We start from the raw sequence: 22,639 nt of genomic DNA, 5'->3' as shown, positions 1-22,639 counted from the left end.
TTGCAACTGGCACGGATCGTGATCTTACCCCAATTGAAGCCTACTGAACGAACCAAGGACTGCCCATGCTCTTGCAACCCACTGCTTCACGCCCACGCCAAGCCGTCTGGGGCCTGGGTTTTCGCCCGTTCTTCCTGGGTGGCAGTTTGTTTGCGCTGATCGCCCTGCTGTTGTGGGCCGGCGTACTGGCTGGGGCACTGGCCCCTGCACCGCCCGGGGGTATGCTCGCCTGGCACCGCCACGAGATGCTTTACGGCTTCGCCGCCGCCATTATCGCGGGTTTTCTGCTGACCGCCGTGCAGAACTGGAGCGGCATCCCAGGCTTGAGCGGGCGGGCGCTGCAGGGTGTGTTCCTGCTTTGGTTGCTGGGGCGGGTAAGCTGGTTTATGCCACTACCGGGTAGCTTGCTGGTACTGGTCGAGGGCAGCTTCCTGCCATTGGTGGCATTGAGCCTGGCACGACCGGTCCTGCAACGGCGCCTGCGCAACAACTACCCGATCGTCGTACTGGTGCTGTTGATTGCCGCCTGCCAGTGGCTGACCTTGGCCGGCTGGTTGCACCAGGACGAACTGTGGCAGCGTCGTGGAATATTTGCCGGGCTGTGGCTGGTGACGGCGATGATGACCGTACTCGGCGGCCGGGTCATACCATTCTTTACCCGCCGTGGCCTGGGTTACCTTGACGCGGCCCCTGCCCGCCCATGGCTGGACCGAGCCTGCCTGTTGCTCGGCGTCGCAGTACCGCTGGCGTTTGCCACCGGCCTGGCCGATACGCCGCAAGCAAGCCTGGCGGTGCTGTTTTTTGCCTTGTTCGCGCTGCATGCGACCCGACTGGTGCTGTGGCACGACCGTGGCCTGTGGCGCGTACCGTTGCTGTGGTCGCTACACCTGGCCTACGCCTGGCTCGCCCTGGCCTGCCTGGGCATGGCGCTGTGGCATAGCGGGGTGGCCCTGAGCCCGAGCCTGGTGACCCACGCGCTGACCGTTGGCGCCATGACCGGGCTGATCCTGGCCATGATGGCGCGGGTCAGCCTGGGCCACACCGGCAGGCCATTGCAGGTGCCGACCAGCATTGCCTGGGCCTTTGCCCTGATGCAACTGGCGACCTTGGCCCGGGTGATTCTGCCGCTGTTCACATCGCTGGGGGTAAGCGTTTCGGCACTGTGCTGGAGCCTGGCGCTGTTGCTGTTCCTGCGCCATTACCTGCCCATCCTGCTCCGGCCCCGGGCAGACGGAATGCCCGGTTGACGTGCTTGGGCCGCCTTGCGGCGGTGTGCCATGAGGGGAACTTGGTGGATGGTTTGATCCCCCCTGATTGCGACTGATCGTCAAAGGCGAAAGACCGCTAGACAATAGCCGCCGCCCACCACCCTGGAAACATCTGCTGCACCCGGGGCTCGGCGAAGCGTTCGTCAATCAGCACCAGTACGCCACGGTCCTGGTCACCCCGAATAACCCGGCCCGCCGCCTGGATCACCTTGCGCACGCCCGGGTAGAGATATGCGTAATCGAAACCCGCTCCAAATTGCCGCCCCAGGCGCTGTTTGAACTGCTCGTTGACCGGGTTGACCTGAGGCAGCCCCAGGGTGGCGACAAACGCGCCAATCAGCCGCGTGCCGGGCAAATCCACCCCTTCGCCGAAAGCACCGCCCAATACAGCAAAGCCCACACCTCGGCCATCGGCGACAAAGCGATCGAGAAATGCCTGGCGAGCCGCCTCGTCCATGCCCGGCTCCTGTGACCACAGCGGAATCTGGCCATGCTGCTCAGCCAACAGCCCTGCCACCTGTTGCAGGTATTCGAAGCTGCTGAAGAACGCCAGGTAGTTACCCGGCATGCGCTCATACTGCCGGGCAATCAGGTCAACGATCGGCGCCAGGGAGGCTTGGCGCTGCTGGTAACGGGTGGACACCTGGCTGGCAATGCGCACTTCCAGCTGTTCGGCACGGAACGGCGCGGCCACGTCCAGCCAGGCGGTATCGGCTGGCATGCCCAGCAGGTCGCTGTAGAAATGCCGTGGGCTCAACGTGGCGGAAAACAGCGTCACACTGCGCGCCGCCTGCATGCGCGGTGCCAGCAGCCGTGCCGGGGTGACATTGCGCAGGCACAGCGTGGCCAGCCGCCGCTTGCGCGGGCCCTGGCGCTGGCTGATGTCGAACAGAAAGTGCTCGTCAAACAGCTCGGCAACCCGGCAGAACTGCAAGGCCTGATAGTAGAACTGCAACACCTGGGGGTCGATGTGCGTGGGCGCCTGGTTCATCTGCTCCTGAATCACCCCGACGCACTGCTGCAGGGCGCGCAGTAGCCCTTCAGGCAGCGACTCGCTGGCCTGGTACGGCGCACGCTGCTCTTTATACAGCGCGTTCCACTGCCTGTTCAGGCGGTCCAGCGCACTGACCAGCCCAGGCGGTTTGCTCTGGCGCAACGCCAGCAGCTGGCCCTGGTCAAGGCTGGCGCTGTACATGCCGCGCCCCCGCTCGACCAGGTTATGTGCTTCGTCCACCAGTACTGCCACTCGCCACTGGTTGAGCTGGGTCAGGCCGAACAGCAAAGCATGCGCATCGAAGTAGTAGTTGTAGTCAGCGACCAGCACGTCGGCCCAGCGCGCCATCTCCTGGCCCAGGTAGTACGGGCACACCTGGTGCGCCAAAGCCACTTCACGCAGGTTGGCGCGGTCGAGCAACGGCAGTGCTGCCGCAGCCTCGCGCGCAGCCGGCAAACGGTCGTAGAAGCCTGCGGCCAATGGGCAGGACTCACCATGACAGGCCTTGTCCGGGTATTCACAGGCTTTGTCGCGAGCGATCAGCTCCAGTGTGCGCAGGGCAGGTTGCGGCGTGGCATCGGTGATCTGGCGCATGGCATCCAGGGCGAGTGCCCGGCCTGGTGTCTTGGCGGTGAGAAAAAACAGCTTGTCCAGCTGCTGCGGCACCATGGCCTTGAGCAGCGGGAACAAGGTACCAAGGGTTTTGCCAATGCCGGTGCTGGCCTGGGCCATCAGGCAACGGCCGGTGCTCACCGCCTTGTACAAGGTTTCAGCCAACTGCCGCTGGCCTTTTCGGAACTGTGGGTAGGGGAAACTCAGCGCCAGCAGGCCTTGGTCACGTTCGGCCAAGCGTCGTTGCTGCCATCGAGCCCAGCCCAGAAAGCGCTGGCACTGGGTTTCGAAGAAGGCCTGCAACTCGGCAGCCGAACAGTGCTCAGTGAACAGCGTCTGGCCGTCGCTGTCCACGTCGAGGTACACCAGCGCCACCTCGATGGCCGGCAGTTGTCGTGCCTGGCACATCAACCAGCCATAGACCTTGGCCTGTGCCCAGTGCAGCTGACGGTGATTGGCCGGTTGACGCGCCAGATCGCCACGGTGCGTCTTGATCTCTTCCAGACGATTGCTGGCAGGGTCATATCCGTCGGCACGGCCCCGCACCCTGAGGGTTTCGAACTGGCCTTCAAGGGCGATTTCCGACTCGTAGCCAGCAGCCCGCCGTGCCACCACCCGCTGATGCCCTTCGATACCCTCCTGGGCGGTGGGCGATGGCGTGAAGCGCAGGTCCAGGTCGCCGACCTTGGCGCTGAACTCACACAAGGCGCGCACCGCTACGCTGTAGCTCAAGGTGTTTCGCTCCAGCGCACGTGGCACACCGCGACCGGCAGGCCGTGTTGCCTGCAGAACTCCAGCCAGCGCAGTTGGTTGTCCTGCAGGCGGTCACCGGGCCCCTTGACCTCGACCATGCGATAACGGCCCTGCTCGGGCCAGAACTGAATCAGGTCGGGCATGCCGGCACGGTTGCTGCGAATGTCCTGCAACAGGCGCAGGAAACATTGCTTGAGCGCTGCGGCCGGCAGGCACGCCAAGGCCTGCTCCAGCAGTTCCTCGCTGAGCATGGACCAGGACACGAACGGCGACTGCAATCCCTGTTTGGCCACGTAGCAGTCGAGAATCGCCTGGCGATGGCTACCCTCGTCGAGCCGCCCGAGGCAGCGTTCGAACAGCGCACTGCGCCGCTGCTGGAAGTCGCTGTCGTGCAGGTCCTGTGGCGCGGCCTGGAACGGGTTGAAGAATGCGCCGGGCACCGGAGCGAAGATGGCCTCCCAGCACAACAGGCCAAACAGGCTGTTGAACAGCGTGTTCTCCACGTAATGCGCCTGCCCCCCCTCTTGCATCAGGTGCTGACGCACGGCTTCTTCAACACCCAGCGCAGCGTGCCCACGGGGCAGTTCGAGCTCGATCAGTTCCAGCGGCGTGGTGCGCTGGCGCCGCTGTGGCGGGCCGCCGAGTTTGCGCGCCAGGCGTGGCAGCATGCGTTGCAGCGCCTGCTCCTCCAGCGCATTGGCAGGTGCCGCTGCCAGTTGCAACGCCCGTGCATGGGCCTGGTGCCACTGTTCGCTGCGCTCCAGCACCCTCACCTGGCGAATGCGCGCCTGGGGGTGGTTGCATTGCGCATACACCGCCGTGGCCAGGTCCCATTCACCCAGGCGTTCGCATTGTTGGCCCACAGCGAATTGCAGCCGCGCATGGCGCCGGGCCAGCCAGGGGTTGTCGCTGTGCAGGCCCTGCAGGGTGGCAAGGATCGGCAGCGGGTCGCCGCCCTGCTCCAGGCGCTCGGCGCACTGGTGCAGCGCCATGGCCAGGTCGACATCGTCACGTTGCTGCAAGGCACGCGAATCAGGGCTGAACGGCACCTGCTCGTAACGCAGCAAGCCCAGGTCGGCGAGGACGAAGTCTGACCAGTCCTGGTACAGGTTGCCGAAAAACAGCAGGCGTATGCGGTCGCACAAAGGTTGCAGGCACCACTGGAGGATGCGCACATCGCTGTCAGGAAACCATTCGACCAGTGACCGGGCTGCCAGCGCCAGGGGTTGCAGCTGTGCCAACAACTCATGCTTGGCCGCGCGCGGGCGGTTCAGTTGCCGGGCGAAGCAGCGGGCCAGTTCTTCCTTGCGCAGCAACGCGAACAGCTGCTCAAGGTCCAGTTGCTCGGGCTCCCGTACCCAGCCGAGGGCCAGCAACGGCTGCACCGCCAGCGCAGTATCGCCGATTTCGGCGTAGTCGAGCCGATCGCTGCGAAACAACTCGCCTTTGCGCATCACCATGCGCACCATCAAGGCCTGGGCTGGCGCTTGCAGTTGACTGAAGGCACGGATGAAGGCCAGTTCCTGGTCATCCAGCAGGTCCTGGTAGCGCTGTTCGACCCACAGCACGACCTGGCGGAAGTTATGCAGGTAGTAGAACGGGTCGTCGACGGAATGGGCGATCACGGGCGGAGGTCAGGTTGCGGCAACAGGCACTGTTTATACATACAGATACCCCTCCATGACAAGCGCCGCGGGTCGCCTCAAGATCAACCAAGGGTTCAGGGGCTGCACTGCAGCCCCCGTAGCGTTCACGCCTGTTCAGTTGCGCCAGCCATCCCGCCCGCCTCGACCTTGGCACTGCCAATGGGTGCCTGTAGCAGCAGGAAGTACGCCACCGCCGAGCACAGCGCCACCACCGCGCTGATCATGAACGCCGTGGTGAACGAGCCCGAGTACTGGATGCTGAAGCCCGTCGCGATCGGTGCCACCGAGCCTGCGATGTAGCCGCCGAAGTTCTGGATCGAACCAAACGAGGCCACGCGCTGGCTGTCGACAATGGTGTTGACGATCATCCAGGCGGTGGCACTGGCCATATTGATGCTGAACAGCGCCAGGCAAAGCAGCATGATGCACCCCGTCAGGCCGGTGACGAACGACAGTGGCAAGGTGAACAGCGCTGCCAGCACCAGGCCAGTGATGACACTGAACTTGCGGCTGCCCAGCACGCTCATGCCACGCCTTACCAGCCAGTCACAGAAGCGCCCGGCAACGATGGTCCCCGCCGCACCGAAGCCATACGCCAGCGACACCACCCAGGCGGTCTTGTACAGGTCCAGGCCATGCTCGCGCTCGAAGTAGCCCGGCAGCCAGGTCAGGTGCAGCCAGAGCATGTAGATCACCCCCATGAAACCCAACACCGCGCCCCAGGTACTGCGGTGCTTGAACAGATCAAGCCAGCCGGCAAAGTACGAAGCCTTCGGCGCGGTTGCCGTGGCGGCCGCAGCCTGGCGCTCACTCGGCAGCGGCTTGCCTTCGGCGGCAAGCTCTGCCAGAAAACGGGCCTTGCTCTTGTAGAAGGTCAGCCAGCACAGCGCCAGCACCACGCCGATCACGCCGGTAATGATGAACATGCCGCGCCAGCCAAAGTTGACCATGAACAGCGTCAGCAACGGCGGCGCCAGGCAGGGGCCAAGACAGGTCGACGACCAGACCACACCGGTCGGGGTGCCGCGCTCGTTGGCGTCGAACCACTCCGACAATGCCTTGGCCGCCGATGGGAACATCGGCGCCTCGCCAATCCCCAGCAACACCCGCAGGCCCATGAAACCGGCAAAACTGTTGACCATGCCAAACGCCGCCTGGGCAACCGACCAGCCCAGCAACGAGGCGCCGAGGGCGATCTTGCTGCCCAGGCGGTCAATGATCATGCCCATTGGCAACTGGGCAAAGGCATAGGCAATGGAAAACGCCGACAACAGGATGCCCATCTGCGACGGGCTGATCATCATGTCTTTCTGGATGGAGGTGTTGGCGATCGACAGCGCACTACGGTCCAGGTAGTTGACGATGCCGATCAGCAGCAGGAACACGACGGTAATGCGCTGGTACTTCTTCATTGGGTTCATGTGATGACCTTTATTATTATTGTTGCCGCGCTGTCAGCGCCTTGACGATCCCTCGATGATGCTGCGCCCCTCCCTGACGCAGCGAGCCGTTCAAAGCGGGCGGGCGGTGGCCGCGACCTCCAGCAGGCCACGCCGGCCGAGGTTGTCGATCAACGCGCGCAGGCCGAAGTCCCACTGCGGTGCCAGATCGCTGGTGGTCACGCGGTTGCACAGGGTACCCAGTTGCGGGTTGCTGATGCTCACCACGTCACCCGGTTTGTGGGTAAAGCCGTTACCCGGCTGATCGCGGTCCTGCTTGGGGGCGAACAGGGTACCGAGGAACAGCACCAGGCCGTCAGGGTACTGGTGGTTTTCGTTGAGGGTTTGCTGCACCAGGTCTTGCGGGTCACGGCTGATCTGGCGCATGGAACTGCGCCCGGAGAGGATAAAGCCGTCCTCGCCTTCCACCCGCAGGTCCACCTCGGCAGCACGCACATCGTCCAGGCCGAAGCTTTCGTCGAACAACCGCAGCAGCGGGCCCAGTGCAGTGGAAGCGTTGTTGTCCTTGGCCTTGGACAGCAGCAACGCACTACGCCCTTCGAAGTCGCGCAGGTTGACGTCGTTGCCGAGCATGGCGCCCTTGATGCTGCCATTGCTCGACACGGCCAGCACCACTTCCGGCTCTGGGTTGTTCCAGCTGGACTTGGGGTGGATGCCGATGTCGGCACCGTGGCCAACCGCAGACAGCGGTTGGGCCTTGGTGAACACTTCGGCATCCGGGCCAATACCCACCTCCAGGTACTGCGACCACAGGCCCTGCTCTACCAGCACCTTGCGCAGCGCTTCGGCCTGAGCCGAGCCGGGCACAATCTGCGACAGGTCGGCGCCAATGCGGCTGGCCAGGGTGTCACGGATGGCGTCGGCCTTGGCCGGGTCGCCCTTGGCTTGTTCTTCTACCACACGCTCCAGCAGGCTGGTGGCGAAGGTCACACCTGCGGCCTTCACCGCTTGCAGGTCGATCGGCGCCAGCAGCCACGGCTGGTGCGGGGTGCGCCGTGCAGGATCGCTGTTGTCCAGCAATGCCGGCAGCGCAATCAAGGGTTCGGCCAGCGGCAAGGCACGCAGGTAGGCCACCGGATCGTCCACTTCCAGCAGCGCCGAGACGGTCGCCACGTGGGTGCTGATGTCGTAGACGGCGCCGGCTTTCACCAGCACCACCGCCGGCCCCTGCTCCGGCAACCAGACGCGCCCTACCCAGCTGCCGCTGTCGAAAACGCTGGCATCATGGTTCACTGGCAGCGGTTGATTGGCGTTCGTTCGATCAGTCATCTGTGTTCCCTTGCTGTGCATCATTGGAAAAGTCCCGGCAGTTGCAACTGCCCAGCCACGCGCTCAAGGTCGGCTATCAGCTGCGGCGAAAGGTTCACGCCCTGCTCCAAGGCCTGTCGACGCAGGGCAAGGCCTGCTTGCCCCGGCAGGCGTACCGGGCGTTCGGGGTCGAGCGGGCGGCTTGCCAGAACCAATCCCCCCAGGAAGCTGGTTTCGTCGAGGAACGCCTCCAGGCCGCCGAACATGCGCGGGTCAATCACCAGCGCAGTGGCCGAGGCGCCCCACTGATCCGGTGCATCCTTGCGCCCATGGCCGGCCAGCCCCGAGGTGAGGGCTTCGACCAACAGCGCAAGGGCAAACCCTTTGTGGCCAAAGGCCTGGCCGCCGAGCGGCAGGATGCTGCCTTGCGGGCGGGTAAAGAAATCGCCCGGGTCATCGCTGAGCTGCCCGTCATTGCTCACCAGCACAGGGTGCGGCAGACGCCGGCCGGCATCGCGGCATTGGCCGACCAGGCCGAGGGTGACGGTGGACATGCTGACATCCAGCAGGATCGGCTCACCCTGGGTCGGGATACCGGCAGCAATCGGGTTGGGGGTGTACACCGGGTCGATGCCACCATGAGCACAGACCAACCCCACCGACGGATCCGACGAGTAGACCATGGCCAGCAACCCTTGGTCGGTGTATGGCTTGAGGTAGGCGGCCAGGCAGCCGATATGGGCAGCGCGGCGTACTACCGCAATACCGATGCCCTGCTTGGTCGCGCCCGCGGCCGCGCAATCCAGTGCCCGGCTGACGCAATAGGGCCCCAACACGTAGTGGCCGTCGAACAGGCTGGAAACACCACTGTCGGCGACCTGTTCCAGCGCTTGCGCGCGGGCCTTTACCTGCCCGCTGAGCATGCCGTCGATGTAGCGGCTGACCAGGTTGAGGCCATGGGTACGGTGGCCGAGCAGTTCGCCTTCGAGCAGCACCCGGGTCACCACCTGGGCGACGTCCACGTCGGCTCCGGCTTTCATGAACAGTTGCTCGACAAACGTGGTAAGCGCTTGCACGTTGTACAGCGTGGTTTGAATCATTGCAGTTGCCTCGCAAATGGGACGGGAGCGGTCGATCAGGTCACGGCGCCGATCTGCCACGGGACGAACTCGTTTTGCCCGTAGCCGTGCTGTTCGCTCTTGCTGCGTTCCCCGGAGGCAATGCGCAGCATCTGCTCGAAGATGAATGCGCCGCGCTCCTCGATGCTGGTGGAGCCATCGGCGATGCCGCCGCAATTGACGTCCATGTCCTCTTGCTGGTGCTCGAACACCCGGTTGTTGGTTGCCAGCTTGATCGATGGCGCCGGGGCACAGCCGTAGGCCGAGCCGCGGCCGGTGGTGAAGGCGATCAGGTTGGCCCCGCCGGCCACCTGACCGGTGGCCGAGACCGGGTCGTAGCCGGGGGTGTCCATGAACACCAGGCCCTGGGCTCGCACGGCTTGCGCGTACTGATACACATCGACCAGGTTGCTGGAGCCTGCCTTGGCCACTGCGCCCAGGGATTTCTCGAGGATAGTGGTCAGCCCCCCTGCCTTGTTGCCGGCCGAGGGGTTGTTGTTCAATTCGGCGTTCATACGCTGGCAGTAGTCTTCCCACCAGCGAATGCGCGCCACCAGCTTCTCCCCCACCTCACGGCTTACCGCGCGCCGCGTGAGCAAGTGCTCGGCACCATAGATTTCCGGGGTTTCGGAGAGAATGGCGGTACCACCGGCGGCCACCAGGCGGTCAACGGCATTGCCCAGTGCCGGGTTGGCGGTGATCCCCGAATAGCCATCTGAGCCGCCGCACTGCAGGCCGACCACCAGGTGGCGGGCACTGACCGGCTGGCGCCGTACCTGATTGGCCTCGGCCAACAGCGCCTTGACCTGGGCGATACCGGCAGCGATGGTTTTCGAAGTGCCCCCGATCCCTTGGATGGTAAAGGCGCGCAGTTGCGCACTCGCCTGCAGGCCCTGGGTTTCCAGCAGGGTTTCGATCTGGTTGGTTTCGCAGCCCAGGCCGATGATCAGCACGGCAGCGAAGTTGGGGTGGACGGCGTAACCGGCCAGGGTGCGGCGCAACAGGCCCAGGGCTTCACCGCTCGGGTCGACTGCGCAACCGGCACCGTGGGTCAGGGCGACCACACCGTCGACATTCGGGTAGTCGGCCAGCACCTCGGGGTGAATGTCACGGCGGAAATGGTCGGCCACGGCCCGGGCCACGGTCGCCGAACAGTTCACCGAGGTGAGAATGCCGATGTAGTTGCGGGTGGCGACACGGCCATCGGCGCGCACGATGCCCTGGAACTGCGCGGCGCTGCCTGGCAGGCTGCGGGTATCGACACCAAACGCATAGTCGCGGGCAAAATCGCCCATCTGCACGTTGTGCACATGCACATGGTCGCCAGCGTCGATCGCCTGGGACGCAAACCCGATGATCTGCCCGTAACGGCGCAACGGCTGGCCCTGCGCCACAGGCTCGGTGGCGAGCTTGTGGCCTGAAGGGATGGGCTGGCGCACGGTAATCGCCTCGGCATCCAGGCGCACGCCTGGCAGCAGGGCCTGGCGGGCGATGACGACGTTGTCCAAAGGGTTGAGGCGGATGACGGCGGGGTCACCGGATTTGGCAATCAGTTGCATGGGACCTCTCAGGGCGGAGCGGCTGACTTCTTGTTATGGCTGTAGCCACTGTAAGAAGCCTGGTGCCGCATTCCCAATGAGATGATCCGATCGAGCGATAACCTGGAGTTATCGCAAGGGTATTTCGGTGCGTGATCTTCAATCGGCTAGGGGCAGAACGCAGTATCTTCCGGAGATTGCCGCCGGCGTTGCGCGCCCTCCAGCAGAATCTCGACAAACGCCCTGGCGGAGGCGCTCAGCGGTTCATCCTTGCGGGTGACCACACCATACTCCAGCGCGGGCACCTGCAAAGAGCTGCGCAGCTCCTTGAACTGCCCGCTGGCCAACTGCGCGGCCACCATTGAGCGCGGCAGCATGGCAATCATCGGTGCCGATTGCAGCAACTGCAGGAACATCGGCATGGAGATGGTCTCCACGCAGTCGGCAGGCGTGGCGATTCCGGCCACCCGGAACGCCTGCTCCAGGCGGTTGCGGATGGGCGTACCTACCGGATAAAGCACCCACGGCCAATCGCCTAGCGCTTCAAGCGGTGTGTTGTCGAGCTGGTTGAGCGGATGCTCACTGTTCACCACCAGGCTGAAGGGTTCAGGCTCCAGCGGCTGGAAGTCGAACAGCTGACCGAAGCGTTCCTCGGTGAAGCGGCCAATCATGATGTCCAGCTTGTTCTGCTCGAGCATGGTCAGCAGGTGATCGCTGGAATGCTCCACCACTTCAATCGACAGTAACGGGCTTCGCGCCTTGATGGCGGCGATGGCCTGCGGCAATACCAATGCGGTCGCGGCAAAGATCCCGCCAACGCGGATGAAACCGTGCCCGCCGTTGCGCAGGCGGTTGACCTGGTCGACGAACTGTTGCGACTCGGCCAGGGCACCCTGGGCGTACCGCACCACGTATTCACCCAGCTCGGTGGGGGGCATGCTGCGAGGCAGGCGCTCGAACAGGGCAAAGCCGAACTGCTCCTCAAGGTCACGCAGCATTTTGCTGAGCGCCGGCTGGCTGAGGTTCATGCGCGTGGCGGTGGCGTGCATGTTGCGCGTGCGCGCCAGGGTGTCGATCAACACTAGGTGCTTGTAGCGGATCCAGTTGCAAAAACTGGAATGGGTCATGTCCGGCGGCATAGACGCAGGGCCTCATGCAGGTGAAAGTTATTGTGCTCGCAGGTAGCGCAGCAAGGTATCAAGGGCAACCGAATTGGGCCGCGAGCGCAGGGTCAGCACGCCGAGGTTGGCCATCGCCAGTGGCAGCTCCAGCGGCAGGATGGTGACCATGCCATAGCGGGCATAATGCTGGGCCACGTCATTGGGCACCACCGCAATCATTTCGGACGCTTCGAGCATGGCAGTGGTCGCCAGGATCGACGCGGTTTCGACGATATCCAGCGACTGCACCATGCCGCCGGCCTGCAATGCGCTTTCGACGCGACGGCGCATCGGGCTGCCGATGGGGTGCAAGATCCACGTCAAGCTCACCAGGTCGGCCAGCTGCAGCCCTGTGGCTGTCGCCAAGGGATGACCTGCGCGAGCAATCACACGCATCTGCTCACCGCCGTCGAACAGCTCGATATTCAGTTCCTGGCTGTCGCTCTGGTCCGGCAGGCGCCCCACCACCATATCGAAATCACCGCGTAGCAAGGCCGGCAGCAAGGTATCGCTGGTGCCCACTTCCAGCGAGATACGTACCTTGGGCTGGTCGCGCTTGTAGGCCAGCACCGCCTTGGTCAGTACGCCCGGTACCGGGCCCATGACGCTGCCCACCCGCACCAGGCCCAACGCCCCGCGCGCCAGTTCGGCGATTTGCGCCTGGGCATGATCGAACTCATGCAATGCGTTTTGCGCATAGCGAATCATCACCTCGCCATACAGCGTCGCTTGCATCCCCCGGGGCAGGCGCTCGAACAGACGTACCCCCAGGCGCTCCTCGAGCTGCTGTAGCAACAGGCTGGCGGCCGGTTGCGTGGTGTGCATCGCGGCGGCGGCGCGGCGCAGGTTGCCGAATTCACCCAGGGCATTGAGCAACGTGATCTGACGGCTGGAAATCTTCAAGGCACCGAGGCTGGCAGGCGCCTGGGCCTTGTCAGGTGGCAAGCGAGACATATCGAATCCGGTATCACTGATTAAGATTTGGCGATTATGCCTGTATCGCTCAACAACCTACAGTCAGGTCTCCCTGTGCCTGAGCAGAACAAGAGTCGACCATGAGCATACGCATTACCCACCTGAGCGTTCGCGATATCCGTTTCCCCACTTCGCTGTCGCTGGATGGCTCCGACGCCATGAACAGCGCCCCCGACTATTCGGCGGCCTACGTGGTGCTGCACACCGACGCTGCCGCCCTCGAAGGCCATGGCCTGACCTTCACCATTGGCCGTGGCAACGAGATATGCGCGGCGGCGGTGCAGTCGCTGGCCCCCTTGATCGTCGGCCTTACGCTCGAAGAAATCAGCGCCGACATGGGCGCTTTCTGGCATCGCTTTACCGTCAGCGACAGCCAGTTGCGCTGGCTGGGCCCGGAAAAGGGCGTGATCCACCTGGCCACCGCCGCCATCATCAACGCAGTGTGGGACCTCTGGGCCAAGCACGAAGGCAAGCCCGTGTGGAAACTGCTGGCCGACATGACGCCAGAGCAGCTGGTGCGCTGCCTGGACTTCAGCTACGTCACCGACGTGCTCACCCCCGAAGAGGCCATCGCCCTGCTGCGCCGCCAGGCGCCGGGCAAAGCCGAGCGCGAGGCACACATGCTGCGTGAAGGCTACCCCGGGTACACCACTGCCCCGGGCTGGCTGGGCTACAGCGAAGAGAAGATGCGCAAACTGGCCCGCGAGGCCGTGGCAGACGGCTGGACCCACATCAAACAGAAGATCGGGGCCGACCTGGAAGAAGATATCCGCCGCGCCAGCATCCTGCGCGACGAAATCGGCTGGGAACGCACACTGATGATGGATGCCAACCAAGTGTGGGGCGTCGAAGAGTCGGTGGCCAACATGCGCCGCCTGGCTGCATTCGAACCGCTCTGGATCGAAGAACCGACCAGCCCCGATGACATTCTTGGCCACGCCACCATTCGCCAGCGCATTGCGCCAATCGGTGTCGCCACCGGTGAGCATTGCCACAACCGGGTGATGTTCAAGCAGATGTTCCAGGCCGGTGCACTGGACTTCTGCCAGCTGGACGCAGCCCGCCTGGGTGGCTTGAACGAGGTCCTGATCGTGCTGCTGATGGCCGCCAAGTACGACGTGCCGGTCTGCCCGCACGGCGGTGGCGTCGGGCTGTGCGAATATGTGCAGAACATCGCGCTTTTCGACTACATCGCGGTTTCTGCCTCGCTGCATAACCGGGTGCTGGAGTACGTCGACCACCTGCACGAGCACTTCATCGACCCGGTGGTGATCCATCGCGGGCGCTACATGCCGCCACAACGCCCTGGCTACAGCATCGAGATGCACGCTGAGACCCTGGAACGTTACCAGTACCCCAACGGCGCCGTGTGGCTCGACATCAACCGTTCCTGACCCACAGACCTGAGTGTGCCGCTGCTGCGCGGCACACCACCAGCACTTTTCACGGGGAAAAAAACAATGACAACCCTCACCCGCGCAGCGGCTTGCGCCCCTGCCACCACCCATGAGCAGCGCTTGAACGGCCTGCTGCTACGCAAATTGATGCCACTGCTCATCATCGTCTACGTGATGAGTTTTCTTGACCGCACCAACATCGCCCTGGCGAAAGCCAGCATGGGCATCGACCTGGGCCTTTCGGCAGCCGCCTATGGCCTGGGCGCGGGCTTGTTCTTCCTCACCTATGCCTTGGCCGAAGTGCCCAGCAACCTGATCATGCACCGGGTAGGCGCGCGCTTCTGGATCACCCGTATCATGATTACCTGGGGTTTGCTCTCGGCGGGCATGGCCTTCGTTCAAGGTGAAACCTCGTTCTACATCATGCGCCTGTTGCTGGGGGTAGCCGAAGCTGGCCTGTTCCCCGGGGTAATGCTGTACCTGACCTACTGGTTCGACCGCGAACAACGCGCCCGTGCCACGGGGTACTTCCTGCTGGGTGTGTGCCTGGCCAACATCCTTAGCGGCCCGCTGGGCGGTGCCCTGCTGGAGCTGGACGGTGTACTGGGCTGGCATGGCTGGCAATGGTTGTTCGTGCTCGAAGGCCTGCCCGCCGTAGCCTTGGCCTATGTGGTGTGGAAGAAGCTGCCGGACGGTCCGGCCTCGGCGCCTTGGCTGACGGCTGCCGACGCCCAGGACATCGAGCGCCGCCTGGCCGCAGAGCAGGCGGCCGCACCGCAGCAGAGCAAGCTGGGGCAGATGTTCCGCGACCGGCAGATCTGGCTGGCAATCGCGGTCTACTTCGTGCACCAGATCACCATCTACACGGTGATTTTCTTCCTGCCGGGCATTATCGGCACCTACGCTGCGCTTTCGCCCTTCCAGGTCGGCCTGCTGACAGCGGTGCCGTGGATTGCAGCAGCCATTGGTGCAGCGACCTTCCCACGCCTGGCCACCTCGCCGCGCCGCTGCCGCACGCTGCTGTTCTTTGGCCTGCTGACCATGGCGGCCGGATTGCTGCTGGCATCGCTGACCAACTCGTTCATCGGCCTGATCGGGTTTTCCCTGACCGCGCTGATGCTGTTCGTGGTGCAGTCGATCATCTTCGTCTTTCCCTCCAGCCGACTGAGCGGCAGCGCGCTGGCGGCGGGCTTGGCCTTCGTCACCACTTGCGGTCTGTTTGGCGGTTTCGTCGGGCCGTCGGTGATGGGCTTGATCGAGCAGACCACCGGCAGCACCCGCAACGGGTTGTGGATCATTGCCGCGTTGCTGGTATGTGCGGCGCTGATCAGTACCCGTTTGCGTCAGGGGCAAGAGCAACCCTGAGGAGAACTCAATTTACGCCCCCTGCAGGTGGCTCTTTGTGCTGCGAATGAACCTTGAGGTTTTCAGGCCGTCATTTCACTTGTCGGCCCTCTCGCAGTACTTGGCAGCACCTGCAAGCGTCTTGATTTCAACTTGTGAAGCGGGTGTTTCGCCCGCAGCGCACCTCAAGCGCCTGCGCCAGTCGCCTTACCGCCAGTTGCAGTTCATCCGGGCGCCCACCCAGCCAGATCAGCGCAAGGTGTTGAGGGTAATGCCCCGGCAGGCCGAACTGCTCGCCCGGTAGTGCGTGCAGTGCAGAACCTGCCAACGCTGCGGCAATACCGTCCCACGCCAGCGGCTGGCAAAAGCTCACCCACAGCATTTGCCCACCTTGCGGCATGTCGAAGACCACCCGTTGGCCGAATTGCGATTGCAGTACATGCGCCAGGTATTGCGTACGCCTTTGCAAGTCTGTGCGTTGCTGTACCAGCTGCGTTTCGATTTCCCCCTTGCCGAGCATGTGAGCAAGCGCCTGCAAACGGAGCGGCGCAAGCCGAAACGCCCGTTCGGCGAATGCCTTGGCCAACACGGTGTCACGGCTCAGTAAATAGGCATACGGCGCCTCTGCCCCCACTGCGGCCTCGAACGTGCCCATCACCAGAAGCCAGCGCGGGTCGATCCAGTCACGCAGGCGTGTGCTCGGCGGCCCGTCGTAACAGAGCTCGCTGTCCAGGTCGTTTTCCAGCAGCCATACAGAGTGCTGGCCAAGCAAAAGACCAAGCTGCTGCTGGTAATACGGGGAAACCAGCCGCCCTTGTGGCATGCCCAGGCAAGACGGCATGACCAGCAGGCTTACCGGCTCGCTACCCAGCAGCTTGGCCAACGCGTGCAGCTCGGGGTTGCCACGGGCATCCAGTGGTGCCTCCAGCACGCGCATGCCGGCACGCGCCAGGGCGCGCAACACTTGCCAGCAACAGGGCGAATGCACCAATGCGGTACCACCTTGCAGGGCCAGCGCCGCGAGCAGCGTCTCCAGCAACGCGAGCACATCGGGGGCCAGATGGACGTCATCGGCATGCCAGTACTGGTTGGAGCAGCGGGTGTATCGCTCAGCCACGGCACTGCGCAAACGGGCGCTACCCAGCGCTTCCCAGGACGCAACGCTGCGATCACGCTGACGGGCCAAACGCCGTTCGTGACCAAGCAGCATGCGCTCCAACAGTGGCTGCGTCGGCAAGGGAGGCTGCCGGGCCACGGCCACAGCCTGATCTTTGCCACCGTTCTGTACGTAATAGCCCGACCTCGGCAGGCAGTGTACACGGCCCTCCTCTTCCAGCAGGCTGTAGGCACTTTGTACCGTGGCCAACGACACCCGCAGCCGCCGGGACAGCTCACGCAATGACGGCAACCGGCATGTGCCAACGCCTGCAGCTTGTTCGATCAACGCTTCCAGGTAGCGATACACCTTGCGATACGCGAACTCGCCTGGGGCCGCTCGCCCCATCAAGGCAGCCCCGCAACACCACGCCGCCGCCCCAACGCCAGCTGTGGCAGCAGCCTCAGGTGTACATCGCGGCGGGCCAGGTTGTTAAGCAGGCGCCATCCCGCCAACGGCAACTGCCCATCATAAATTTGCCGCAGTTGCCCCAACGGCAAGCCACTGGTATTCACCAGCCAGGCTTTGACTGCATCGGGGCAGGGTTTGCCTTGCAAGGCCCTGTGCAGGTACGGCAACGCCACCACCATGTCGGCGTGCCGACACTGCAAGAACCGCTCGAGGTTTTTCCCCTGCCTGGCAAACGGGCTGAACAGCAGGCACACCAGTTGGGCCTGGTTGATGCCGTAGGCTTTGCCAAATAGCAACGGCACGGCGTCACGCTGCTTGCTGCCACCCGCCTGCCCTGCCAGCCTCAGCGCTGGGCGCCCGGCCAGCGGCTCCAGACTGCGGGCGCGCAGTTCATGCAGCTGTGCCGTGGCTAGCGAGTCGACGAATTCGGACAGCGGCAAAGCATCCGCAGCCGTCTCGAAGTGACAACCCAGCATCGCGTCAAGCTGCTGCTCTTCAAGCAAGTGCGGCAACAGGTCATCAATAGCGATCAGCCGTACCGGCGCACGCTCCGGTACGGCGCCTGGAACCGGCTCGTGCTGACCACACGGTGCGCCCCCAACAGCACCGTGCAATCGGCTCAGCCCTTGGGCCAGCGCCGCCAGGCACTGGTGCACTGCATGCGGGGCATGCACGCCGGCCAGGCGCAGGCTACGCCGGGCCCACGCCAGGTATCGGCGCCGCTGGAGCCCGGGCATGGCGGTGACCAACGCATCGGGAGGCACCGCTGCCTGCAGCGCCTGAACCACGGCGCCCGCCAGCTCCAGGTGCAGGCGGCAACCCAGCAGGGCTTCCGGCCTGGCATCGATCATGTGGCCGAACATCAACATCGCGTCCCTCGCCAGCAGCCAGCGCTCAGGCATTACCGAGAGCCGACAACTGAACGGCACCACTGCGCGCCCCTCGATCATCTGCAATTGCACCCGCGGGTCATCCTGCATGAACAACGCGCTAAAACTGCGCTCGTGAGCTTCCAGCGTGGCGCTATCGGCAACCGGCAGGCTGACCACCAATACCCGCAGCTGGAAGGTTACCGGCGAACGCAGGGCAATGCTCAGCTGCGCGGCACGCAACATGGCCAGCAGCCGGCTGCTGCGGCGGTCGCTCCCTTGCAATACCTGCAAGCTGAAAGTACCGATGTACTCCGGCCCGCCTGCAGCGACCAACAGGCGTTGTATCAGCAACTGCAAGGAAGCGCGCTGCGCCTGGGACATGTGATTCAACAAGCGCTCGAGTACTTGCTGGTAGATATAATGCATCGCCTGGTCGTGAATAGCAGTCACGCAATCACCTCATCAACTTCATGCAGCCAGCGCATGCACCCAACATTTGAGCGTGAACATGCACCAAACTTACCTAGAAGAAATTTCCTACAACAAAATGAAAGTAATGACGTAACCCTTCACTGTCGCCAAGCCATCGAGAAAAAACCGCCCCTGCGATGGCCTGTCGCTGTCACATACTGCTCCATATCAGGCATAGCCATGCTCATCCCACGTTCCTTGCACAAACTATCATTGGGCCATTATCGAGAGGGAGGCAGCGCGAATTGAAGATACAGTTCAGGGTAAAAAAACCATTCAGCATCCGTGTCAGTTCACAGTGACTCGCAAGGCAAAAGCGTTCAAGGCTGATTATTTGCCGGGATATTTCTGACATCCCGAAAGCTACGGACTTATATGTAGTCCATATCGTGATTTATTGTAGGAACAGTCCTACTTTAAGTGTTGAATCACTTTATCCCGCGCACAAAAAACCCGGGACCTTGCCCGGGTTCGTCGCTTGCGCCATCCACCGTCAGTGATGCGCCATGTCCAGCACGACGCGCCCGCCGCACGGGCATTGGTCCATGTAGCGATGCGCCTCAACCACCTGCTCGAACGGGTACACCTTGATGATCTGCGGTGTCAGCAGCTGGTCGGCCGTGAACTGGTTGATATCGCGCAAGGCACGCTGCAGCGCCACCTGGTCCTGGCTGATGCCAAGCTCTGGCTTGCCGGTGAAGTTACCGATGCAGTGCACATAGAACTGAATGTTCTTCTGGAATGCCGCGCAGGCCGGGAACGGCGTCTGGTTGCCGCCTTGCAGACCGTACAGCACCAGGCTGCCACGCGGCGCCAGCACATCACCCAACAGCGACATCTGCGGGCCACCCATGCCGTCGAGCACCATGTCCACACCACGGCCATCGGTGTACTTGCCAATCTGCAGCAGCAGGTCTTGCTCTTCGGTGACGATCACTTTGTCTGCGCCCAAGCCCAGCAGGTAGTCACGCTGCGCCGCTTCCTTGGTGGCGGCGAACACTTTCAGCCCCAGGGCCCTGCCCAGTTGCACGAAGGCAGGCCCGGCGCAATGGCTGGCATCGGTGACCAGTGCTGTCTGCCCGGCCTTGGCCCGTGCCAGGTCGACGTAGGCGAAATAGGCGATCAGCAGCGGGGTGTAGTGCACGCTGGCCTCGATCGGGGTGAGCACATTCGGGTAGCGCGTGATGGCTGTACGGGGCAGTACGATGACATCGCCGTACACCGGGTGGTCGTTGGCACTGGTGGCCGGGAAGCTGGCGACCCGGTCACCGACGGCAATGTCATCGACCCCTTCACCAACCGCAGTCACCACCCCGGCCATTTCGTGACCGATCCCCGCTGGCAGACGCGCCTGGGACGGTGCCAGATTCTGGCGCCAAAGCACGTCATACCAGCTGACGCCAACCGCCTCGACGCGGATCTGCACCTCGTCGGCAGCGGGTGACGGTTCGGCCTGCTCTTCGCAACGGAGCACGTCGGCAGCGCCGAACTTGTGGAAACGGATCATGCGGGACATCGCATACCTCGCCTTTGTGAACCTCTAATTACCACTGACTCTATCCGGGCTTTGCCCGTTAGACCATCAGTGGCCATTAATAGTCGACATGCTTGTCATCGATTGGGCACCTGACTTTCCCTGCGATTGGTCCCCCTAAACCCGTGCAGGGTAACAGCCTTTGGCCTTAAGATTCACCTCTGCCCCACATTAGGCGAAGCGCACCGATGAATCGAAACGACCTGCGTCGTGTAGACCTCAACCTGCTGATCGTGTTCGAAACGCTGATGCACGAGCGCAGCGTGACCCGTGCCGCAGAAAAACTGTTTCTCGGCCAACCGGCCATCAGCGCGGCGCTGTCGCGCCTGCGCAACCTGTTCGATGACCCGCTGTTCGTGCGCACAGGGCGCAGCATGGAGCCGTCGGCACGTGCGCACGAGATCTTCGCCCTGCTGTCACCGGCACTGGATTCGATTTCCACGGCAGTCAGCCGCGCCGCCGAATTCGACCCGGCCACCAGCAATGCGGTGTTCCGCATCGGCCTGTCGGACGACGCCGAGTTCGCCTTGCTGCCGCAACTGCTCAAGCGCATTCGCGCCGAGGCGCCCGGTATCGTGCTGGTGGTGCGACGGGTCAACTACTTGCTGATGCCAACCCTGCTGGCCTCGGGCGAGATTTCGGTGGGGGTCAGCTACACCAGCGAACTGCCGGCCAACGCCAAGCGCAAGGTGCTGCGCCGCAGCATGCCGAAACTGCTGCGCGCCGACAGCGTACCCGGCAGCATCACCCTGGATGACTTCTGCGCCCGGCCCCATGCACTGGTGTCGTTTGCCGGGGACTTGTCCGGGTTCATCGACGAAGCCCTGGAAGAAATCGGCCGCAAGCGCCACGTGGTGCTGGCGGTACCGCAGTTCAACGGGCTGGGGAGCTTGCTGGCAGGCACCGATATCGTGGCTACGGTACCGGACTACACGGCGGATGCACTGACGGCCGCCGGCGGCTTGCGGGCCGAGGATCTGCCGATACCCGTGCGCAGTTTCGAACTGCACATGGCCTGGCGCGGGGCACAGGACAATGACCCTGCGGAGCGGTGGCTGCGGTCGCGGATACAGATGTTCTTTGGGGATCCTGATAGTCTTTAGGGAAAATCCAGACAAGTCACCCAGCACCCGGCAACGGCTGATTTCCGGGCTCAGAAAAGCTCGATTTGTAGGCGAGGATTATTGAACATCAGGGCAGCCCTGGTTTTTCTGGCTTTGACATGCTCTAGTCCTGCCCCCCCTGACGTTCAACGACACCCTCAGCCACGCTTATGTCGCCCTCAACGCCAACAGTGCCCTCGCCGTCTATCTGGAGGCGCAAGCCCTTAAAGCCAGTTGGCGCTTGCGAGTGCGAGTGCGGGCTCAACGCACATTGCGTTTCTGCGCCCCCTCATTCAACGGTTTGCCGGGCTCCAGCCGAGCGCTGCTGGACTGTTTGTCTCTACCGCTAACCGGCAAGGCTTGACTCTACCGTAAGGGGCAGACTTTACCCTTGGCACTTCATTACCTGGAGTTTGTCATGAAGCGCAAACGCATGCTCGTAATCCTCGGCCACCCTTCGAACGACAGCTTTTGCGGCGCTGTGTCCGAACGTTATGTCGAGGCTGCCACGCAAGCAGGCCATGAGGTGCGCCTGCTGCGCCTGGATACCCTGGATTTCGATCCGGTCTTGCACGATGGCTATAACCAGATCCAGTTGCTTGAGCCCGATTTGATCAACGCACAGAACGACATTACCTGGGCCGAACACCTGACATTGGTGTACCCGATCTGGTGGGGCGGCATTCCGGCGTTGCTCAAGGGGTTCTTCGACCGCGTGTTTCTGCCCGGTTTTGCCTTCAAGTACCGCAAGGGCTCGCCTTTCCCGGATAAGCTGCTCAAGGGCCGCACGGCTCACCTTCTGGTGACCATGGACACGCCGCCGTGGTACTACCGGTGGGTATATCGCATGCCGGGCCTGCACCAAATGCGCAAGACCACCCTGGAGTTCTGCGGCATAAAACCTCTGAAAACCCTGACCTTCGGTCCGGTATTGGGCTCCAAGCCGGAACAGCGTGAAGCCTGGCTCAAACAAGTCCAGGCCGTCGCCAGCCGCTGATCAGCCCCGGTCGGGCCGTGCCCCTGCGCTGCCCAGCCGAGCCGCCCTGCTGTGACGCCTTGTTCAGCCTGGCTTCCCACCCCCTGACGCTTGTGCAAAAATGTCGCGCGCCTGTACGAGCACGCGACATCTTTTTGCTTCTGATGCGTCAAAAAAGGGATTTTCATGTACATCGGCAAAGCCGCCCAGCTGTCGGGCACCACCGTCAAAAGCATCCGCCATTACGAAGAAATCGGCCTGTTGCCCCCACCGCAACGCGAAGGCAAGTACCGCATCTACAGCCAGCAAAGCGTAGAGCTGCTGACCTTCATCAAATGCGCTCAGCAACTCGGTTTCAAGCTCAAGGAAATGCAGGCCATTCTGCAGGATCATCGCGGCCAGGAGCTGCCCTGGGATCTGGCCATGCAGGCCATCGATAACAAAAAGCAGGAATTGATGGGGCAGATCCAGGCCTTGCAGCAAGTGCATGACGGCTTGGTTGAGTTTGAGCTGAGCCTCAAGGATGCTCAGATGCAATGCCAGTTCGAACACCTGGAAAAAGCCCGCTGAATCCGCTCCGCCGCCCCTGAACGGCCATGGCGC

Annotated in this window: 17 protein-coding genes; 6 read left to right on the top strand and 11 right to left on the bottom strand. The window is 63.2% G+C overall.

Annotated features, from left to right (window positions below; genetic code table 11):
* Nucleotides 1–65 precede the first annotated feature (65 nt).
* Nucleotides 66–1,247, top strand: coding sequence for an NnrS family protein (locus tag N5D53_RS23605; protein WP_104961867.1), 1,182 nt, complete (start codon nucleotides 66–68; stop codon nucleotides 1,245–1,247).
* 97 nt (nucleotides 1,248–1,344) lie between these two features.
* On the opposite strand, the gene N5D53_RS23600 is transcribed toward N5D53_RS23605, so the two are convergent.
* From N5D53_RS23600 to N5D53_RS23565, 8 genes are all read right to left on the bottom strand, one after another.
* Nucleotides 1,345–3,606 carry an ATP-dependent DNA helicase gene (locus N5D53_RS23600; RefSeq protein ID WP_104961868.1) on the bottom strand — a complete coding sequence of 754 codons (2,262 nt, stop codon included), beginning with the start codon at nucleotides 3,604–3,606 and terminating at the stop codon, nucleotides 1,345–1,347.
* Nucleotides 3,603–5,252 carry a VRR-NUC domain-containing protein gene (locus N5D53_RS23595; RefSeq protein ID WP_104961869.1) on the bottom strand — a complete coding sequence of 550 codons (1,650 nt, stop codon included), beginning with the start codon at nucleotides 5,250–5,252 and terminating at the stop codon, nucleotides 3,603–3,605. Before N5D53_RS23595 ends, N5D53_RS23600 begins: the two co-directional genes overlap by 4 nt.
* A 125-nt stretch (nucleotides 5,253–5,377) precedes the next feature.
* Nucleotides 5,378–6,685 (bottom strand): MFS transporter, encoded by a 1,308-nt coding sequence (locus N5D53_RS23590; protein WP_232968798.1) that lies wholly within the window; start codon nucleotides 6,683–6,685, stop codon nucleotides 5,378–5,380.
* A gap of 99 nt (nucleotides 6,686–6,784) precedes the next feature.
* On the bottom strand, nucleotides 6,785–8,002 hold the full coding sequence (locus tag N5D53_RS23585; protein ID WP_129932676.1) for a fumarylacetoacetate hydrolase family protein: 1,218 nt from the start codon (nucleotides 8,000–8,002) through the stop codon (nucleotides 6,785–6,787).
* Between the two features lie 20 nt (nucleotides 8,003–8,022).
* Entirely contained in the window at nucleotides 8,023–9,081 is a 1,059-nt protein-coding gene (locus N5D53_RS23580; RefSeq protein ID WP_104961872.1) for an Ldh family oxidoreductase, read from the bottom strand.
* A 35-nt stretch (nucleotides 9,082–9,116) separates the two neighbouring features.
* Nucleotides 9,117–10,658, bottom strand: coding sequence for an altronate dehydratase family protein (locus N5D53_RS23575; RefSeq protein ID WP_064493097.1), 1,542 nt, complete (start codon nucleotides 10,656–10,658; stop codon nucleotides 9,117–9,119).
* A gap of 146 nt (nucleotides 10,659–10,804) precedes the next feature.
* Nucleotides 10,805–11,776 carry a LysR family transcriptional regulator gene (locus N5D53_RS23570; protein WP_104961873.1) on the bottom strand — a complete coding sequence of 324 codons (972 nt, stop codon included), beginning with the start codon at nucleotides 11,774–11,776 and terminating at the stop codon, nucleotides 10,805–10,807.
* A gap of 27 nt (nucleotides 11,777–11,803) precedes the next feature.
* Nucleotides 11,804–12,751 carry a LysR family transcriptional regulator gene (locus N5D53_RS23565; RefSeq protein ID WP_104961874.1) on the bottom strand — a complete coding sequence of 316 codons (948 nt, stop codon included), beginning with the start codon at nucleotides 12,749–12,751 and terminating at the stop codon, nucleotides 11,804–11,806.
* Nucleotides 12,752–12,852: 101 nt separating this feature from the next.
* Here N5D53_RS23565 and N5D53_RS23560 point away from each other — a divergent pair, with 101 nt between their 5' ends.
* Nucleotides 12,853–14,166: an L-fuconate dehydratase gene (locus N5D53_RS23560; protein ID WP_049586184.1), complete on the top strand. Its 1,314-nt coding sequence runs from the start codon at nucleotides 12,853–12,855 to the stop codon at nucleotides 14,164–14,166.
* Nucleotides 14,167–14,232: 66 nt separating this feature from the next.
* On the top strand, nucleotides 14,233–15,534 hold the full coding sequence (locus tag N5D53_RS23555) for an MFS transporter (protein ID WP_104961875.1): 1,302 nt from the start codon (nucleotides 14,233–14,235) through the stop codon (nucleotides 15,532–15,534).
* A gap of 127 nt (nucleotides 15,535–15,661) precedes the next feature.
* On the opposite strand, the gene N5D53_RS23550 is transcribed toward N5D53_RS23555, so the two are convergent.
* The 3 genes from N5D53_RS23550 to N5D53_RS23540 all read right to left on the bottom strand — a co-directional run bounded on the left by N5D53_RS23550 (nucleotide 15,662) and on the right by N5D53_RS23540 (nucleotide 19,939).
* Nucleotides 15,662–17,017, bottom strand: a complete 1,356-nt coding sequence (locus N5D53_RS23550; RefSeq protein WP_279840924.1) for a GntR family transcriptional regulator — start codon at nucleotides 17,015–17,017, stop codon at nucleotides 15,662–15,664.
* A complete protein-coding gene (locus tag N5D53_RS23545) occupies nucleotides 17,017–18,402 on the bottom strand; it encodes a hypothetical protein (protein ID WP_279840923.1) in 1,386 nt (461 codons plus the stop codon). The genes N5D53_RS23550 and N5D53_RS23545 overlap by 1 nt, the downstream gene beginning before the upstream one ends.
* Nucleotides 18,403–18,916: 514 nt before the next feature.
* Nucleotides 18,917–19,939 (bottom strand): zinc-dependent alcohol dehydrogenase family protein, encoded by a 1,023-nt coding sequence (locus N5D53_RS23540; protein ID WP_014591301.1) that lies wholly within the window; start codon nucleotides 19,937–19,939, stop codon nucleotides 18,917–18,919.
* A 206-nt stretch (nucleotides 19,940–20,145) separates the two neighbouring features.
* On the opposite strand from N5D53_RS23540, the gene N5D53_RS23535 reads away from it, so the two are divergent.
* The 3 genes from N5D53_RS23535 to N5D53_RS23525 all read left to right on the top strand — a co-directional run bounded on the left by N5D53_RS23535 (nucleotide 20,146) and on the right by N5D53_RS23525 (nucleotide 22,606).
* A complete protein-coding gene (locus tag N5D53_RS23535; protein ID WP_003253946.1) occupies nucleotides 20,146–21,060 on the top strand; it encodes a LysR family transcriptional regulator in 915 nt (304 codons plus the stop codon).
* 418 nt (nucleotides 21,061–21,478) lie between these two features.
* Nucleotides 21,479–22,057 carry an NAD(P)H-dependent oxidoreductase gene (locus N5D53_RS23530; protein ID WP_003253953.1) on the top strand — a complete coding sequence of 193 codons (579 nt, stop codon included), beginning with the start codon at nucleotides 21,479–21,481 and terminating at the stop codon, nucleotides 22,055–22,057.
* A 165-nt stretch (nucleotides 22,058–22,222) separates the two neighbouring features.
* Nucleotides 22,223–22,606: a MerR family transcriptional regulator gene (locus tag N5D53_RS23525; protein ID WP_003253954.1), complete on the top strand. Its 384-nt coding sequence runs from the start codon at nucleotides 22,223–22,225 to the stop codon at nucleotides 22,604–22,606.
* Nucleotides 22,607–22,639: the final 33 nt, after the last annotated feature.

The sequence above is a fragment of the Pseudomonas sp. GD03862 genome, assembly GCF_029840855.1.
GTDB lineage: Bacteria > Pseudomonadota > Gammaproteobacteria > Pseudomonadales > Pseudomonadaceae > Aquipseudomonas > Aquipseudomonas alloputida.
This window is presented reverse-complemented; position numbering and strand designations above follow the sequence as displayed.

Coding starts and splice junctions, on each gene's coding strand:
- N5D53_RS23585 (WP_129932676.1), bottom strand. CDS start 8,002: ATGACTGATCGAACGAACGCCAATCAACCGCTGCCAGTGAACCATGAT.
- N5D53_RS23580 (WP_104961872.1), bottom strand. CDS start 9,081: ATGATTCAAACCACGCTGTACAACGTGCAAGCGCTTACCACGTTTGTC.
- N5D53_RS23565 (WP_104961874.1), bottom strand. CDS start 12,751: ATGTCTCGCTTGCCACCTGACAAGGCCCAGGCGCCTGCCAGCCTCGGT.
- N5D53_RS23550 (WP_279840924.1), bottom strand. CDS start 17,017: ATGGGGCGAGCGGCCCCAGGCGAGTTCGCGTATCGCAAGGTGTATCGC.
- N5D53_RS23575 (WP_064493097.1), bottom strand. CDS start 10,658: ATGCAACTGATTGCCAAATCCGGTGACCCCGCCGTCATCCGCCTCAAC.
- N5D53_RS23590 (WP_232968798.1), bottom strand. CDS start 6,685: ATGAAGAAGTACCAGCGCATTACCGTCGTGTTCCTGCTGCTGATCGGC.
- N5D53_RS23555 (WP_104961875.1), top strand. CDS start 14,233: ATGACAACCCTCACCCGCGCAGCGGCTTGCGCCCCTGCCACCACCCAT.
- N5D53_RS23530 (WP_003253953.1), top strand. CDS start 21,479: ATGAAGCGCAAACGCATGCTCGTAATCCTCGGCCACCCTTCGAACGAC.
- N5D53_RS23540 (WP_014591301.1), bottom strand. CDS start 19,939: ATGTCCCGCATGATCCGTTTCCACAAGTTCGGCGCTGCCGACGTGCTC.
- N5D53_RS23560 (WP_049586184.1), top strand. CDS start 12,853: ATGAGCATACGCATTACCCACCTGAGCGTTCGCGATATCCGTTTCCCC.
- N5D53_RS23605 (WP_104961867.1), top strand. CDS start 66: ATGCTCTTGCAACCCACTGCTTCACGCCCACGCCAAGCCGTCTGGGGC.
- N5D53_RS23535 (WP_003253946.1), top strand. CDS start 20,146: ATGAATCGAAACGACCTGCGTCGTGTAGACCTCAACCTGCTGATCGTG.
- N5D53_RS23570 (WP_104961873.1), bottom strand. CDS start 11,776: ATGCCGCCGGACATGACCCATTCCAGTTTTTGCAACTGGATCCGCTAC.
- N5D53_RS23525 (WP_003253954.1), top strand. CDS start 22,223: ATGTACATCGGCAAAGCCGCCCAGCTGTCGGGCACCACCGTCAAAAGC.